Origin of the sequence: Pontibacterium sp. (assembly GCF_964228735.1) — a bacterium.
Lineage (GTDB): Bacteria > Pseudomonadota > Gammaproteobacteria > Pseudomonadales > Balneatricaceae > Pontibacterium.
This window is the reverse complement of record NZ_CAXRBQ010000030.1, coordinates 12,536-30,135: the sequence shown is the minus strand read 5'-3', so window position 1 is coordinate 30,135 and position 17,600 is coordinate 12,536. Positions and strand designations below refer to the sequence as shown.

At 54.3% G+C, this 17,600-nt stretch carries 11 protein-coding genes; 7 read left to right on the top strand and 4 right to left on the bottom strand.

The features are described from left to right. Positions 1–155: 155 nt before the first annotated feature. The 4 genes from ACEQ15_RS02985 to ACEQ15_RS02970 all read left to right on the top strand — a co-directional run bounded on the left by ACEQ15_RS02985 (position 156) and on the right by ACEQ15_RS02970 (position 8,575). The gene (locus ACEQ15_RS02985) at positions 156–3,704 is read left to right on the top strand and encodes an Ig-like domain-containing protein (RefSeq protein ID WP_370277548.1); all 3,549 of its coding nucleotides are present in this window, start codon (positions 156–158) and stop codon (positions 3,702–3,704) included. A gap of 225 nt (positions 3,705–3,929) precedes the next feature. Further along, the gene (locus ACEQ15_RS02980) at positions 3,930–4,871 is read left to right on the top strand and encodes a LysR family transcriptional regulator (RefSeq protein ID WP_370277547.1); all 942 of its coding nucleotides are present in this window, start codon (positions 3,930–3,932) and stop codon (positions 4,869–4,871) included. A 359-nt stretch (positions 4,872–5,230) separates the two neighbouring features. Then, the gene (gene aspA / locus ACEQ15_RS02975; protein WP_370277546.1) at positions 5,231–7,069 is read left to right on the top strand and encodes an aspartate ammonia-lyase; all 1,839 of its coding nucleotides are present in this window, start codon (positions 5,231–5,233) and stop codon (positions 7,067–7,069) included. A gap of 21 nt (positions 7,070–7,090) precedes the next feature. Further along, the gene (locus tag ACEQ15_RS02970) at positions 7,091–8,575 is read left to right on the top strand and encodes an aldehyde dehydrogenase (RefSeq protein ID WP_370277545.1); all 1,485 of its coding nucleotides are present in this window, start codon (positions 7,091–7,093) and stop codon (positions 8,573–8,575) included. 117 nt (positions 8,576–8,692) lie between these two features. Here the strand turns inward: ACEQ15_RS02970 and ACEQ15_RS02965 are convergent, their stop codons facing one another. Next, the gene (locus ACEQ15_RS02965; protein WP_370277544.1) at positions 8,693–9,646 is read right to left on the bottom strand and encodes a DMT family transporter; all 954 of its coding nucleotides are present in this window, start codon (positions 9,644–9,646) and stop codon (positions 8,693–8,695) included. A 105-nt stretch (positions 9,647–9,751) separates the two neighbouring features. On the opposite strand from ACEQ15_RS02965, the gene ACEQ15_RS02960 reads away from it, so the two are divergent. Both ACEQ15_RS02960 and hisD read left to right on the top strand, forming a co-directional pair. Continuing rightward, positions 9,752–10,654, top strand: a complete 903-nt coding sequence (locus ACEQ15_RS02960) for a LysR family transcriptional regulator (protein WP_370277543.1) — start codon at positions 9,752–9,754, stop codon at positions 10,652–10,654. 29 nt (positions 10,655–10,683) lie between these two features. Further along, entirely contained in the window at positions 10,684–12,006 is a 1,323-nt protein-coding gene (gene hisD / locus ACEQ15_RS02955) for a histidinol dehydrogenase (RefSeq protein ID WP_370277542.1), read from the top strand. Positions 12,007–12,128: 122 nt separating this feature from the next. Here the strand turns inward: hisD and ACEQ15_RS02950 are convergent, their stop codons facing one another. After that, positions 12,129–12,812: a TorF family putative porin gene (locus ACEQ15_RS02950; RefSeq protein ID WP_370277541.1), complete on the bottom strand. Its 684-nt coding sequence runs from the start codon at positions 12,810–12,812 to the stop codon at positions 12,129–12,131. 484 nt (positions 12,813–13,296) lie between these two features. On the opposite strand from ACEQ15_RS02950, the gene ACEQ15_RS02945 reads away from it, so the two are divergent. Continuing rightward, complete coding sequence (locus tag ACEQ15_RS02945; RefSeq protein WP_370277540.1) at positions 13,297–15,435, top strand: methyl-accepting chemotaxis protein; 2,139 nt, start codon at positions 13,297–13,299, stop codon at positions 15,433–15,435. Between the two features lie 231 nt (positions 15,436–15,666). On the opposite strand, the gene ACEQ15_RS02940 is transcribed toward ACEQ15_RS02945, so the two are convergent. Both ACEQ15_RS02940 and ACEQ15_RS02935 read right to left on the bottom strand, forming a co-directional pair. After that, positions 15,667–15,873 (bottom strand): dodecin domain-containing protein, encoded by a 207-nt coding sequence (locus ACEQ15_RS02940; protein ID WP_370277539.1) that lies wholly within the window; start codon positions 15,871–15,873, stop codon positions 15,667–15,669. Between the two features lie 272 nt (positions 15,874–16,145). After that, on the bottom strand, positions 16,146–17,540 hold the full coding sequence (locus ACEQ15_RS02935; RefSeq protein WP_370277538.1) for an aminotransferase: 1,395 nt from the start codon (positions 17,538–17,540) through the stop codon (positions 16,146–16,148). Positions 17,541–17,600: the final 60 nt, after the last annotated feature.

The window sequence follows — 17,600 nt, the reverse complement described above, 5'->3', positions numbered from 1 at the left end:
AATGGGGGTAAGGGGGAGTTGCGCCTTGAGTCTGAAAAATCGCGTTGCATGCCCCTGAATCCGGGTACTTCAGCTCCTCGTTGGACAACATTCCGAGAAAACAGGCATCGAGGAGTATTCATGAAAAATCCGGGCTAAACGACGGTGGTTTTGTTGTGACATGGACCTCCGAGGGGCAAGACGGTAGCCGGGATACAATCATTGGGCAGCGTTTTAATGCGCAAGGCGCAAAAGTAGGTGATGAGTTCCAGATCAACACCTTCACGGACGCAAGCCAGAGCAGCTCCGTCGTGTCCGGGCTGGCTGATGGTGGCTTTGTAGTTAGCTGGGTATCTGATGGTCAGGATGGTGGAAGCAAAGGCGTCTTCGGACAACGTTTTGATTCGCACGGTGACACACTGGGCGATGAGTTCCAGATCAACAGTTACAGCAAGCGTGATCAGTTTGATCCTGAAGTAACCTCCCTAAGTAACGGCGGCTACGTCATGGCTTGGACCTCCTACGCTCAGGATGGTCATGGTTACGGCGTTTATGCACAGCAGTTTGATGCGTTTGGGGCACGAGTCGGTGACGAGTTTCTGGTGAATAGCCACACCCGTGGTAGCCAGGCGCAACCCAAAATGACGGCGTTGGAGGATGGCGGATTTGTTGCCGTGTGGCAATCCGACCGACAGGACAGCTCACGCGAAGGGATTTTTGGTCAACGTTTTGATGATCAAGGCAACCGAGTGGGTGATGAGTTCAGTGTGAACAGCACAACCCAGGGCGCTCAGATCTCTCCCGCCATTGCGAGTTTTGCCTCAGGCGCATTTGTTGTGACTTGGGCTTCTGCAGGGCAGGATGGCTCAGGCTTGGGTATTTTTGCCCAACGTTTCGACGCAGATGGTGCCCAACTGGGCGGTGAGTTCCTTGTTAATACCACTACGAACTACAGCCAGAGCGCTCCACAAGTAAGCGTACTGGAAGATGGTAGTTTTGTTATCAGCTGGACCTCTGACCGCCAGGATGGCTCCGGTAAAGGTGTCTTTGGTCAGCGCTTTGATGCAGATGGCAACATTGTGGGCGACGAGTTTCAGATCAACGACCATAATCGTTTTGATCAAACCGATGTGGCAATCACCGCCCTGCGACGGGACAGCGATGAACCGCTAAACCACGCCCCAACCGTTGAAGATATTGCACTGACCCTAGGGGAAGATGACGCAGCCGCCTCGATTGACTTCAGTGGTACAGATGCTGAAGGTAGTGATCTGACGTTTACTCTCACCAGCGATCCTGTTCTGGGTAGCGTTACTAACAATGAAGATGGCAGTTTCACCTTCGATCCTGAAGATGACTTCCAGTTGCTGAACGATGGTGAAAGTAGCGAGGTTAGCTTCACCTATACCGCCACCGATGAACTGGGAAAAACCAGTGCTGAAGGCACCGTCACTGTGAACGTAACCGGTCAGGATGATATTGATCCAACCAACCTGTTCAAAATCACCAGCACTAATTTTGCTGAAACAGATGATCTGCTGGCTGCTGTTCAAGCAGAGTTCGGGGCAGATTATGTATTGGCTGATTGGCAAGACATAGTCCGCGCATATAACGAATTTGGTGAGGCCTACTTCGAAGATCTAATGAGCGGCCAGGAAGTAATGATCACTAAAGACGGGGAGAACTTCCTTGAAGAGCATGCGGGTCGGCAGTATCTGGTGGCTGATCATGATGGCTCTGTACCAACCAACTGGGGGGTACACGACCATATCAATGGCAACGACCTCTCCCTGGGATCATGGTACGGTCTCAACCTGCCAGTTATGGCGGTGCATGAAGATTACGCTCCGCTGAACTACACAAGTACGACACCGGAAGTTGCTGATATCAACATTATTGCCAGTGAAGGCTATGCAGTAGAAGCGAATTTTGCTGGTAGTGATGCAAACCTGGACAACCTTACGTTTGAGCTCACCTCACTGCCTGACCAAGGTACGGTAATAAACAACAACGACGGCAGTTTTAGTTTTCAGCTAGAAGATGCATCTGACTTGAACAGTGGTGAGAGTGCACAAACCAGTTTTACCTACAAAGCCTGTGATGGTGAAAACAGCAGTGATAACGCCAATGTTTCTATCACTTTGACCGGACAGGATCAGTTGTTGGAAGGTGGCTTTGTGGTGGCCTGGAGTTCGTTCAGACAGGATGGTGGTGATTGGGGGATCTATGGGCAGCGTTATGATGCAGACGGAAATACGTTTGGTGATGAGTTCCTGATCAATTCCATCACCACCAACTGCCAAACCGAGCCTGCTATTACTTCTTTGTCTGATGGCGGTTTCGTCGTGAGCTGGACTTCGATGAATGAAGACGGATCCGGCTCCGGTGTCTTTGCCCAACGTTATGGAGTTGACGGAAATACCGATGGGGCGGTGATACAGGTAAACAGTTACACCGAAGGTGTACAGGGTAACAGTGCGCTGGCCGCTACAAGTGATGGTGGCTTTGTAGCAGTATGGAATTCCACCCATCAGGACGGTAGTAATAAGGGCGTATTCGGACAACGTTTTAATGTAGAGGGTGAAGCCACTGGTGATGAGTTCCAGATCAATACCTTCTCCCGCTGGGACCAGCATGATCCTGCTATCACCATGCTTGCAAACGATGGCTTTGTGGTGAGCTGGACCAGCTTGGCACAGGACGGGCGTGGCTGGGGTATTTTCGGCCAGCAGTTTGATTCGGACGGAAATGCTCAGGGTACTGAGTTCCAGATCAATACCTATACCCGAAATAACCAAACAGAGTCTTCGATTACTGCACTGTCTGATGGTGGTTTTGTAGTGACTTGGGAATCCGATAGGCAAGATGGTTCTGGTCGCGGTATCTACGGACAACGTTTTGATGCCAATGGAGACAGCCAGGGCGGTGAATTCCTGATCAATACAGAAACATCCGGTAACCAAACTGCGCCAGTCGTAACTGACCTAGATGATGGCGGATTTATCGTTGTGTGGAGCTCCTCAAATCAGGATGGCTCTGGCAACGGTATCTACGGTCAGCGATTTGACAGCGACGCACAAGCATTGGGCGAAGAGTTCCAAATCAATACCGAAACCTCCCGATCACAGGATGATGCATCTGTTGCAGCACTAGATGAAGGTGGCTTTGTGGTGACTTGGCATTCAGACAGCCAGGACGGCTCTGGTGGAGGTGTCTTTGGTCAGCGCTTCGACACAGACGGCAACACCATTGGTGGAGAATTCCAGGTCAACAGCTATACACATATGCATCAGGCCGATGCTGTCGTGACAGGCTTGAATTCGGACGACTTGATCAGTGAACCAACCAGCTTTATGTTCACATCCACCATCTACTCCAATGGTAATCAGATTGACGTACTAGATAGCGACGATAGTTTCCAGTTGTCGCAGCTGGCTGAAGAGATAACCGGTATCGATACGGTAGACCTATCAGGAACTGAAACAAACAGCGTACAAATCTCCGAAGCAGCATTGTTGGCTCGCACAGATGACGATGACACTCTGTTTGTTACCGGTGACTTCGGTGACAGCGTAAACCTTACCGGGGATGGTTGGGCTCAGATCAACCCAGTTGAAACATACAGTGTTGCAACCGATTGGTTTACTAACGGTGATGCTATCGTTGTGGTAGATCAGGCACTGGACATACAGTCTGAGTATGACCTGCTAGATCTGACAGTTTAGATCCAAGATCTGTAGAGTGGTGAGAATAAAAACCTTGGGTTCATGCCCGAGGTTTTTTACATCTGAATAAGCTAAACAAATTTCTGAGCGTGGGATCATCTACTCGGCTGCTTGGTTAGTCAGATCAAAAATAGCTTCTCGCTGTATAGGATAAATTTATCCTGGTTGATATATGCTAAGTTTTTAATTATATCTTGTGGATAAAACAGAAAGCGGGTGCTGTGTATGCGATTTACTCTGAAGCAATTGCGTTATTTCGTGACCGCAGGGGAGTTTGGCAGCGTTACCAAAGCGGCCGAAACCCTGCATGTTTCGCAACCTTCGATCTCCTCGGCAGTACTTCACCTGGAAGAAGTTACCGGTCTGCAGCTGTTTGTGCGTCACCATGCACAGGGGTTGTCACTCACCCCGGCGGGACGTCAGTTTATTCTGCGGGCCAAGCAGCTGCTGGCAGATGCTGAAGGTTTGGGACACTACGCCAATACCCTCGGCGAAGAGGTGGCGGGATCGCTGCGTATAGTTGGCTTTCCAACGTTCACCCCGATGTTGCTACCGTCATTGATGCGTCGTTTTGTGGATACCTATCCGGAAGTGAACATTCAGTGTGACGAAAGCCACCAGAAAGATATCATCCAAAGCCTGATGGACGGCCGTTATGAGCTGGCAGTGACCTACGATCTGCAGATCCCTGCGGATATCGAATTTGAACCGATCATGCAGTTCCCGCCCTATGCGTTGCTGTCGGTCAATCATCCCCTGGCCGATCGCAGCGAGCTGTCTCTGAATGATCTGGTGGAGTACCCGATGGTGCTGCTGGACTGGCCGATGACCCGGGATTACTTCTTCTCCCTATTCTTAAGTCAGGACCTGGAACCGGACTTCGCCTACAAGGCTCAGTCGTTGGGTATGGTGCGTGGTCTGGTGAGTAACGGCTTTGGTTATACCCTGGCGAATGCGCCACTGGTAAACAACAAGGCGTTGGACGGGACAGAGCTGAAGGCGATCCCGTTGACGGGTAACCTACGCCCGCTGCACCTGGGCGTGGCTAAGATTGCCCAATTCAGGCTGACGCCTGTAGCGGTGGCATTTATCAAAATGCTGAAGGAGCGCTCGGCGGAACTGTCCGAAGTGATCTTCACCGATAAGCGGTTCTACCGAAACCTGTAGGTTGTCCCTCCGTTTTTGATTAAGCCCGGCCTTTGTGCCGGGTTTTTTATTGTCCGTAACCCGCGTTGCTGCCGCGGCGTTCGTTGCAGGTTGGTCTTCGCTACGCGAAGCCCAACAGTTACTGAGTAATGTTGAGTGGACTTGTTGGGCATCGCTTCGCGATGGCCAACCTACGCTATTGTTGGAGCCCGCAGCCGGCTAGCCTGTGCTGCATAAGAAAAAATAATGCAGAGGAGAAAATAATAATATTTTACAGATGTAGTGGTGATTCTTAGGCTGGATATCTGAATCCCCCGAACATCTCGTTCGAAATGTTCGAACCAACCAGGCTGAACAGCCGCCGAGCATTCGGATAAAAAATGAATACAAATAATAAAAAGCTACTCAAAACAGTTCTGCAGTGTGAAGGCCTTGAAGCTCAGGAGCTGAGCGCACTGGTCAAAATCAGCGCAATCACCACCGTTACCAAGGGTGAGTCCACCCTGCTGGATGACGGAGCGAAGCTGGTGGTTGTTCTCTCCGGCATCCTGCAACAGACCGGCCCTGGCTATCAGGTCGAGCTGGCAGGCCCGATACTTGCCAACGACCTTACGCTGGGTGAGGCGTGCAAGGATCACTTTCAGGCCGTCACCGATGTCACCCTGTTGCAGATCGACCGCAGCGGGCTGCAGCGCTGGCTGAACAGCTCTGCCAAGTGTGGAGCGCTGGCAGCGGTTTTAATGCGATTGGACACGCTACGCCGTGAAGTGACTCTGCAAGCCCAGACCCACGAAGTGGTGCGCCGGGAGAAAGACTTGTTGGGGATACGGGATGTTCCACAGGCGGCGCTCTACGGCGTACAAACCCTGCGCGCGCAGGAAAACTTCGAGATTACCGGCATCAAGCTGATGCACTTCCCACAACTGGTGAACGCGCTGGCGATGGTAAAGAAGGCCGCAGCGCGTGCCAACAACAAGTTGGGCCTGCTGGACGATGCCAAGACAGCTGCTATCAGCCAGGCCTGTGACGAGATCGTTGCCGGTCAGTGGCACGACCACTTCGTGGTCGACGTAATCCAGGGCGGTGCTGGCACCTCCACCAACATGAACGCTAACGAGGTGATTGCCAACCGGGGTCTGGAGATCCTGGGTCACGCCCGTGGCGACTACCAGCACCTGCACCCGAACAACCACGTCAACCTGTCCCAGTCGACCAACGATGCTTACCCAACGGCGATCCGCCTCGGCATTCTGCTCAGCCACCAGGAGTATGTAAATGCGCTGTCTGGGCTCTGCTACCAGCTGAAGCAGAAGGCGGTGGAGTTCTCTGATGTGGTGAAGATGGGCCGTACCCAGTTGCAGGACGCGGTGCCGATCACCTTGGGACAGGAATTTGATGCCTGGTACTCCACGGTGAAAGAGGACATCGAGGAAGCCAAGGATGTGGTGGAGTTCTTCCGCGAGATCAACATGGGCGCAACCGCAATTGGTACCGGTATCAACACAGATCCCGAGTACTCCAGCCTGGTGATTGAGGAGCTGTGCCATATCTCCGGGAAGGAGATGAAGCGGGCACACAACCTGATCGAAGCGACTTCTGATATGGGCGCGTTTGTTACCTTCAGCAGCGTGCTGAAACGCAACGCGGTCAAATTATCTAAGATGTGTAATGACCTGCGTCTGCTGTCCAGCGGTCCACGTGCCGGCCTGCAGGAGATCAACCTGCCGGCGATGCAGCCGGGCAGTTCGATCATGCCAAGTAAGGTGAATCCGGTGATTCCGGAGATGGTGAACCAGGTGGCGTTCCAGGTGATCGGCAACGACATTGCTGTGACCATGGCGGCCGAAGCCGGCCAATTGCAGCTGAACGTGATGGAGCCGGTACTGGCTTTCAACGTGATGCAGTCACTGCGCCTGCAGATCCGTGCGGTGAACACACTGGCTGAGAAATGCATCAAAGGCATCACCGCCAACCGGGAGCACTGCCTCAACGTGGTGAACAACAGTATCGGCATTATCACGGCACTGAACCCGTATATCGGCTACGAGAACGCGACCCGTATCGCCAAGAACGCGATTGAGAACAACCACAGCGTGCGCGACCTGATCCTGACCGAAGGCCTGCTCTCTATCGAGGAGCTGGACGACATTCTCAGCGTCGAAAATATGACCGCGCCACGCCGTATGCGTAAGAACGCAGTGAACAGTAATGCTGTCTGAACAGCTGTAAGGAGTATAAAGATGACCACTCAGAATAAAGAATACTGGCTGAACAAACAGCAGAACATGCGCCTGCCTGCGCAGGCATTTATTAACGGCGAATTTACCGACGCCAGTGACGGTGGCACCTACGACACCATTAACCCAGCCACTGGTGAACTGCTGGTGGCGACCGCTGCTTGTACCACGCAGGATGTGGATCGTGCCGTAGCCGCAGCTCGCGCCAGCTTTGAGTCCGGTGTCTGGGCCGACAAGGCCCCGGCTGAGCGTAAGGCAGTGATGAAAAAGCTGGCCGCGCTGATCATGGAAAACCATGAAGAACTGGCGCTGATGGAAAGCCTAAACGTGGGCAAACCGGTGCAGGATGCGATGAACATCGATATCCCCGGCTCTGCCGGTTGCTTCGAGTGGTACGCCGAGGCTGTGGATAAACTCTACGGCGAAGTGGCGCCAACCGATGGCAATCACGTGGCGACCATCACCCGCGAACCGATCGGTGTGGTTGCGGCGGTGGTACCGTGGAACTTCCCGCTGGATATTGCGGCCTGGAAACTGGGCCCGGCACTGATCAGCGGTAACTCCGTGGTGCTGAAACCGGCTGAACAGTCCCCACTGACCGCGCTGAAACTGGCTGAGCTCGCAAAAGAGGCAGGTATCCCGGACGGCGTCCTGAACGTAGTGACCGGTCACGGTCACATCGTGGGGAAGGCACTGGGCCTGCATATGGATGTTGACTGTCTGGCATTCACCGGCTCCACCCAGGTGGGCAAACTGTTTATGGGTTACTCGGCCGAATCCAACCTGAAACCGGTATGGCCGGAAACCGGCGGTAAGAGCCCGAACCTGATCTTCGCCGATTGTGACCTGGATGCCGCAGTGGAGCACGCGGCGATGGGTATCTTCTTCAACCAGGGTGAGGTCTGCTCGGCCAACTCCCGTATCCTGATCGAAGCCAGCATCAAGGATCAGTTTGTCGAGAAGTTCCTGGCCAAAGCCAAGTCCATGGCGGTGGGTGATCCACTGGATGCTGATACCCAGGTGGGTGCGCTGATCGATACCAGCCATGCCTGCAACGTGCGTAAGTTCATCGCTCAGGCCAACGAAGAGGGTGCGACCATGCTGACCGGCGGTGCCGGTGATGAATCCACTGCCGTGGTGGCACCAACCATCTTCGACAACGTATCACCGGAGATGAGCATCGCCCGTGATGAAGTCTTTGGTCCGGTTGCTGCGCTGATCACGTTTGAGGATGAAGCGGAAGCGATCAAGATCGCCAACGACTCGATCTACGGCCTGGCGGCTTCCCTGTGGACCACTAACCTGAACCGTGCACACCGCGTAGCGAAGAAGCTGCGTGCCGGTACCGTATCGGTGAACACCATGGATGCGCTGGATTTCAGCACCCCGTTTGGCGGTTACAAACAGTCCGGTTTTGGCCGTGACCTGTCCCTGCACGCCATCGACAAGTTTACCCAGCTGAAAACCACCTGGATCAAACTGGCCTGATCTGAGAGCTCCGGCAGTGCAGTGCTGCCGGAGTTTTTTTGTGCCTGATATCGGGTCCGCTGTTTTGCTTTCCCTGTTCATGATCCCTACAAGGTTTCACCCTGTTCTAACGTTCCCTTAACGGGAGGATGCCGGAGCAACCCGATCTGCCCGCTGAATCCGTGGCAACACGTTATTGGCAACCAGCGCCGTAATCACCAGCGCCATGCCGTAGATCTCCATCGGATCGATCGCTTTACCTTGCAGCGCCGCGATCGCAAAAGCTGCTACCGGGATCATGTTCATAAACAGCAGGGAGTTCAGGGCCCCCATGCGTGCTACGCCGTTGGACCAGCAGGACACGGCCAACACACCGGCCGCAAGAATCAGGTAACCGATCTCGAACAGTACCGGGGTGATCCTTTCAAGCGTCGGCAGGACAGACACACCGATAAAGCTGGCCACCGTATTGGCGCACAGGATGGTGATCAGACCGGCTGAGCAGGACAGGGCGGTATAGCGGCTGGAACTCCAGTCCGGCAGCTGGCTGATGCCCATGGAGAAGATCACCCAGCAGGTGACGCCAATGATGATCATCAGGTCGCCCTTGATTGTCTGCAGTTGCAGCAGGTTGGCGATATCGCCGCGGGAGATCACCAGAATCACGCCGGCAATCGCCACCAGGGTGCAGAGCAGGGTGGCACCGTTGGGCCGCTTGCCCTGGGTGATCCAGCTGATCAGGGCGCTGATCAGGGGCATCAGAGAGGCGATCACCGCGCCGTGTTCGGCCGGGGCATGCCTGAGGCCATGGAACAGCAGAATGCTGAATCCACAGAAGCCGCAGGAGCCGTACAGCCACAGGCGCAGAAACTGGCCGTCGTAGCGGAATGCGGATCGTCCCTCCTTCAGCCACAGCATCAGGCAGAAGATCAGGGCGCCACAGCCGTAGCGGATGCTGGTCATCGAATACGGATCGAGATACTGCAGGGCAGTTTGCGATACGCCATACATACCACCCCAGGCGATGGCTGCAATCAGCAGGTTGCTGCTACCGATCAGGGAATTGCTGTTGGAGGTATCAATACTGTTCATGGCAGTCGCTCGACGAGGGATTAAACAAAACAGCATAAATTTTAGGCAGCCGCGCCGGGCTAGATAACCGGACAGCCTGCAATAACTTGTTCGGATTTTTGCAATATGTCGCTGAAAGCAGAGTACCTTCGCGCACTTATAGCCACCGACCGTAATGGCAGCCTGTCCGCTGCCGCAGGGGAGTTGGGGATAACCGTATCCAGTGTCAGCTATGCCATCCGCCAGCTGGAAGACAACCTGGGCGAATGCCTGCTCAACCGGGATAACTACCGGGTCAGCCTGACCGAGGCGGGGCGGGTAGCGGTGGAACATGGGGCGGAGATCCTGCGCCTGCAATCCAGCCTGGAGGCGGAAGTGCACCACATCGCCAGCGGTTGGGAGCGGGAGCTGACCATCGCGTTCACCAACATGCTGCGCAGCGACGCGCTCTACGACTGGCTGGCGCAGTTCTATCAGCTGAACAGTGGCACCCGCGTGCGCATCATCCGCGAAGTGTACAGCGGTACCTGGGACGCCCTGTACGACAAGCGGGCGGATTTGGTGATCGGTGCCGTCGGGCGGCCACCCCATGAAGTGGATGTGAGTTATGTACCGGTGGGACGCCGTCAGCTCTACCTCGCCATGCACGTAGAACATCCGTTGGCGGAATTGCCGGAACCGCTGAGTATGGAACAGGTGGCTACCCATCGGCTGGTGGATGCTGGGGACAGCAGCCGTCTGATGAGCGGAGTATCCAATGCCGCTGTATTCAGCAGTCACGATCAACTGACCGTTCCCGACCTGTTTGCCCAGAAGGAGGCGATCCTGAGCGGCATCGCCGTGGGTTTTATGCCGCTGCACCTGATCGAGGATGAGATCAACCAGGGCCGGATGCTGGTGCGTGAGGTGGAGAACCGGGAATGCAGCGTCGAACTGTATGCCTGTTGGCGACGCTCCAGCCGGGGGCGGGCACTGACCTGGTTTACCGAACGTCTGCAGCAAAACGGCAATCGTCAGCAATTTATCTGAAGAATCAAAAACACTACGGAATTTTAGACATGAACAAAAACGTGAGCTTTTGGGAGCTGGACACGCTCTCTCCCGCGCAACAGGAGCAGCTGTTGCAGCGCACCGAGGCCGACCTGAGTAGCTATATCGAGCAGGTGACGCCCATCATCGAACAGGTGCGGTTGGGCGGGGATAACGCCCTGGCCGAATTTACCAACCGCTTTGACGGCTCTGATCTGACGCCAGGGCAACTGCGTGTGACCGAAGCCGAGTTCGACGTGGCTGCGACACTGGTGGATGAGAAGACTCTGACTGCAATCCGTTTTGCGGCAGACAATATCCGTCGTTACCACGAAGCGCAAAAGCCGGGTGAGATGACCATGCAGGAGGTGCGCACGGGCAGTTTTGTCGGTGAGCGCTTCCTGCCGATCCCTTCTGTGGCCTGTTACGTACCGCGTGGAAAGGGCTCCTTCCCGTCTGTGTTGTTGATGAATGCGATTCCGGCATTGGTGGCCGGGGTGAAGCGTACCATCGTACTGACCCCGCCGGGTGCCGACGGCAGTGTGGATGCAGCAACGCTGGTGGCATGCCGCGAGATCGGTATCAGCGCAGTGTACAAGTGTGGCGGTGCCCAGGCAGTGGCCGCTGTGGCCTACGGCACCGAAAGCCTGCCCCGCTGCAGCAAGATTGTGGGGCCGGGCAGCCCGTGGATGGTGGCCGCGAAACAGCTTCTGGCTGCACGCATCGATCCGGGTATCCCAGCCGGGCCGTCCGAGTCCATCGTCTTTGCCGACAGCAGTGTGGACGGCGCGCTGGCCGCGCTGGATCTGCTGATCGAAGCGGAACACGGGCCGGACTCCTCCGCCTATCTGGTGACGACCTCCCGTGAGGTGGCCGAGCAGGCGATTGCAGCCTTGCCGGAACACTGGGCCAATATGAGTGAGCTGCGTGTGGAGTACTCGGCCACTGTCTTGTGCGGTCCTATGGGAGGTGTGGTTCTGGCGTCTGATATGGATCAGGCGTTCGACTTTATCAATGCGTACGCACCGGAGCACCTGCAGATTCTCTCCCGCGATCCGTGGCAGTACCTGGGCCGTATCGAAAACGCCGGTGAGGTACTGCTGGGCCAACACTCGCCAAGCACCCTGGGCAACTTTGTACTGGGTTGTAACGCTGTACTGCCAACCTCTGGCGCAGCGGCAACTGTATCACCGCTGGGTGTGATGGATTTTATGAAGTTTATGTCCGTGGCCTATGTGACCGAATCCGGTTATCCGGAGATGGCGGAGCAGGCGCAGGTACTGGCAACCTACGAGGGGTTTGACGGCCATGCCAATGCGGTATCGGATATACGCCAGAAATACCTGAAGTGATCCGCTGATCACGTAGCTGATTGCATAAGAGTCCTAAGCTATTAAAAAGCCGGTCCTCCATTCACATAGAGGACCGGCTTTTTACTTTGGCCATAACGCCCCGAAGGGGAGGGGCGGGATGATCAGAAGGTGCGGGAGACGCTGAACACGACGGTGTTGTCGTCCAGATCGTCGGTCTTGCTGCCTTTGACGTCGTTGAACAGGTACGCCACGGACAGGTCCAGGACAGCCGTGCTGCCAGAGATGCCTACGGAGTAGTCAGCGTATTCGGCATCCAGATCTTCGTAATACTCACCGAAGGTGTAACCGGCGTGCAGGTCCAGGTTTACCGCCTCGGTGATGCTCGTGGAGTAATCCAGCGCTAGGTAGTGGTAATCCTGATCGCTGTTGATGTAGTCCGGCGCGTAGGCGTACAACGCGGTGAAATCCTTGTAGGACAGGCGGAAGTCCAGCTCAAAAAAGTCGATGTCGGTGCCGTCGGTGTAACCGTGGTACTGGAAATAGTAGATATTCGCGTCGTAGCCCAACTCGTCGGTGATCTCACCGTATTTGCCCACGTAGTAGTCCACTTCCAGGTTGGCGTTGTCGCTGTCGCCGAAGTTGACATTACTGCCCCAGATACCGGCGTACACGCCGTTGTCAAAGCCAACATCGATGCTGGCCTGCACAGCAGGATCACCTGAGGTCTGGGATACACCGCGGAAGCGGTAGTCGTTGGTCATGGTCACGCTGCTGGAGACTTCAGCAGCCTGGGCAGATACGGATGCGACAAGCACTGCAGCTGGAGCTAACCAGGATAGTTTCATCTTCTGTTCCTTATTATTTTTGTGTTTCTTCACCGAAATGAAGGATTAATTGAGGACAGGGCATTCTGCTGAAATTGCCCCGTTCAGCGGAGAACTGAAGAGTGAATATATAGGCGCGAAAGAGGTGGTTAAAATATTTAATAGTGATGGTTTGGATATAAAAATTTAATGCATTTGAAATAAATTTGTATTTTATATTTTGCCTTTGTTTAGAATTATTTTAGATAACAAAAATATATTCTGGGTATTAATAAAAGGTATTCGGGTTTTCTTTTTTTATATAGTTTCATGCTCTATAAAAACAGGTGGTAATTAAGTCGACCGCTTCAGTTCCGTCAAAGGGCTGATTCCGGACGTCGTGCGCATATACCCAAAGCAAGGTATTGAGCCGCGATTCCCGTCGTCGCCATACTGCAGCACTACCTCAACCAACCATGAAGTCTTTTAGCTTCCCTGCACGGAAGCGTTAAAAAGTGGGTTAATCATGCTATCTGTTCGTACCCGAACTATCCGTTTCAAGCTACTTTCCACCATCATCATCGCCTTTATCTTCCTGTTCTCCATGCTCAGCGGCAGCCTGTATATGGGACTGAATGGGATGAAATCCGATCTGGTTGCTCAGACTCAGGAGGGGATCGAAACTGAGATACTGGGCCGTTTGGATGCCGAAGCCGGGAAGCTGAGCAACCGTATCGCCGGTTATATCAACAGCGCATTCCAGGTGCCGATGACCCTGTCACGTCAACTGGCGGATTCTGCTGTGGATAAGCAGGCGCCGTTAAACCGGCAGCAGGTCAATGCGCTGGTGGCGTCCACCCTGAACAGCCAGCCTGGGATTAGCGCGCTCTATACCCAGTTTGAGCCCAACGGTTATGACCAGCAGGATGCACAACACCGTGGCAGCGATGCGATCTATACGGTGAAAGAGACTGGCTCGCTGGAGATCTACTGGGTACGTAACTCTCCCACCGAGATTGAGCAAAGCCCGATCACTGACAGCAATGAGAAGTACGCCGCAGGCCTGGACGAGTTCGACAACCGGGAAGCGGAGTGGTACCTCTGCTCCAAAGACAGTCGCCGCCCCTGCGTACTGGACCCGTACCTGTACGAGATCAGCCCTGGCAATGCCGAGCTGATGACCAGCCTGACTGCACCGGTGCTGGTGGGTGGGCAGTTTGCCGGGCTGGTGGGCGTGGATGTGAACCTGCCGCTCTTCCAGCAACTGACCGAGCAGGTCAGCGAGGACCTTTACGACGGTGAAAGTAAGGTCACCCTGCTGAGCCAGAAGGGCTTGATTGTGGCATCGAGTCACTACAAGAATAAGCTGGCGCGCCCCTTCCGTGAGGCACATGAGGATCTACCCGCCAGTATCCTTTCGCTGCACGACCGCGTTGATTCCATCCAGCTGCATAATGGTACCTACTACGTAGGTTACAAGGTGAAGATAGATGTTGTGGATAGTGAGTGGTCACTTCTGGTTGAGTTGCCGCAGACTGTGGTGCAGGCCAGCGCCAACCAGGTAGTGGCTACAATCGACCAGCGGGTCGTGGAGATCCTCAGCTCTCAGATTATCCAGATCCTGATTATCTCGGTGGTGGTGATCATCTGGCTGCTGATCCTGTCCGCCTCCGTGGTGAAACCGATCAAGGAACTGGATGGCAGGGTGCATAACCTGGCCAGCGCCGAAGGTGACCTGACCCAGACATTGGAGATCAATACTCATGCAGAACTGATCTCTCTGAGTGGCGGCTTCAACCACTTTATCCACAAGCTGCGCAACATGGTCACCCAGCTGAAACAGGTGGGTGAAGGTGCCAAGGAATGCGCCCTCAAAGGGCGGGAGATCAACGACCTCTCGCTGCAGGCCACCCAGGATCAGCAAAAAGAGATCGCCAGTGTGGTGGTGGCGACAAACGAGATGTCGGCCACCGCTTCGGAGGTGTCCAAACTGGCGGTGGATGTAGCGGATAATGCACAACGGGCCAGCAGCTCGGTGCAACACGCCCAGCAAACCCTGCACAGCTCGGTGAGCGAAGTGGAACAGCTGTCGGCGGAGATGGATTCCGCCAACCGTTCTATCCAAGAGGTGGAGAACCGTACCGAGGATATCTATCGCATCCTCGAGGTGATCAAGGCGATTGCCGAGCAGACCAACCTGTTGGCACTGAACGCCGCAATTGAAGCGGCCCGTGCGGGCGATAAAGGGCGTGGTTTTGCCGTGGTGGCCGATGAGGTGCGTAGTCTCGCCTCTAAGACCCAGGACAGTACCGAAGAGATCAACCAGATGATCCAGGCGTTGAAGAATGGTGTGACGGCAGCAGTGTCGGTGATCGATAAGAGTTCGCAACGCGCACAGGGGACGCGGGAAAACACGCTGAAAAGCTATGACCTGCTGTCGGCCGTGCGCAATGAAGTGAGCTCGATTGCCGAGCATATCACCCAGGTGGCGGCTGCGTCTGAGGAGCAGTGTGCGGTGAGTGAGGAGATCAGCAAGAACCTGACGCTTATTGGTGATGCCACCGAGTCACTGGCGGAGCTGGTGAGTCAGAGTAATGAAGCGAGTGGGTTATTGGAGGGGGAGATTTTGCAACTGGATGAGCAGTTGAGTTCGTTGAAGACCTGATAGGTCGTTTCCAAATAATCGCCCTTAAAAGGGCGATCCACTGTAGGGCAGCGTTTACGCTGCCGGTAGGCTAAAGCCTACCCTACAGGTTATGGTGTTCGCGCCGTCTCGATCAATTGCTTCAACTGGGTAGGTTGGGTCGAGCCGTAGGCGACACCCAACGAATAAACATGTGGAGTAACGTCTTGTTGGGTGTCGCTGCGCTCGACCCAACCTGCGAGATCGGTGGAATCACCCAACCCGCGACCCAATCTTAACCGTCGCCTCATACCTCACCACTTCACCATTCTCTTTAAAATCCCGGGAATCCACCACCTCATACCAGTTAATCGCATCCAGGGTCACATTCGCCCGCGTCATCGCATGACGAACCGCATCGCGACTGCTGATAATGGATGAGCCAATAATGATCGTCTCTTTAAATGCCGAATCAGACATGGTTAATCTCCAGAAAATATTTAAGCGGTGAAGTTATTACCGTCCGTAGAAAAGAAAGTAGGTTTAATAAAAAGGAAGGAATGAAAAAATAATAAAAAACGAGGAGGGTGATTGGTCCCTCCTCAAAGGCACAGTAAATATACGGACTGAATAGGGGTGACCTTTATTCAGAAACACTGTGGGGTTGACTTATTAACCTGCAAATAAGCCATCAACGGAAAAGGACCACCGGCGATTGCCGGTGGTGGAGTAGTGCTACGAGCAAATAGTGCTTACAGGAAACCGTCGCGTTTCAGATCTTCCATGGTGGCTTCGATACTTTCACGCAGCGTCGCAACCAGGAAGTCGATGTTTTCCTTGCTCAGAGTCAGCGGTGGAGACAGTACGTTCATGTGTGCCAGCGGACGTACGATCAGACCGCGTGCCTGACAGTGATCGGCGATGCGGTTACCTACCTTCGCATCCGGATCGATCAGCTCTTTGGTCTCTTTGTTGGCCACGTTTTCGATACACATCATGTACTTACGGCCGCGCACGTCACCCACGATCGGCAGGTCGATCAGGGTCTTTACCTGCTCTTCGAAGTAGGCACCCAGGTCTTTCACCAGACCACAGATGTTTTCACGCTCCATGATCTCGATATTGGTCACACCGGCAGCACAGCTAACCGGGTGGCCGGAGTAGGTGAAGCCGTGGGTGAAGATTGCGCCGTCTGCCTGAGGTTTGCTGATCACCTCATAGATGTCGTCGGACAGGATGGTCGCACCCAGCGGCAGGTAACCGGAAGTCAGGCCTTTGGCACAGGTGATGATGTCCGGCACGATGCCGAATTCGTCTTCGGATGCGAACATGTGACCGAGACGGCCGAAGGCGGTTACTACTTCGTCGGATACATACAGCACACCGTACTTGCGACATACATCCAGGGTTTTCTTGTGGTAACCCTCAGGTGGCACGATCACACCACCAGCACCCATGATTGGCTCGGCGAAGAAGGCGGCCACGTTGTCTGGGCCCAGCTCCAGGATCTTGTCTTCAAGCTCCTGAACCTTCTCGTTACAGAAATCTTCCAGGCTCTGCTCTTCCGGACGACGGTATGGGTTCGGGCAGGAGATGTGGTGTACCAGCTGCTCGTCGATATCAAAGCCGATGTGGTCAAACTTCACACCGGTGATGGACATCGCCATGTAGGTACTGCCGTGGTAACCGTCGATACGGGAGATGATCTTCTTCTTGCTCTTCTTACCCAGCTGGTTGAAGTAGAAGTGGATGATACGTACCGCAGTATCGTTGGCTACTGAACCGCCGCAACCGTAGAACACGTGGTTCAGGTTGCCCGGTGCCAGCTCGGCCAGTTTTGCTGCCAGCTGCGCAGCTGGAACTGTGGTGTGGTGACCGAAGCAGGAGTAATAAGGGATCTGTCGAATTTGATCAGCGATCGCCTGGGCCATCTCTTCGCGGGCGTAACCGATGTTTACACACCAGAGGCCACCAATGCCGTCCAGGTATTTGCGTCCTTCACCATCTTGAACATGAACATTGTCGCTGTCGGCCAATACCATAGAGCCGGTTTCTTTGAAGGTAGAGAAGTCGGTCCAAGGGTGGATGTAGTGGTCTTTGTCCTGCTGCCACACTTGTTTCATATCGATGTTTTTATTGTCGGACATTTTCGAGATTGCTCCTCATTTGTGATTCTTTATATGCCGAGTCGCCTAAGTTTTTAGGTT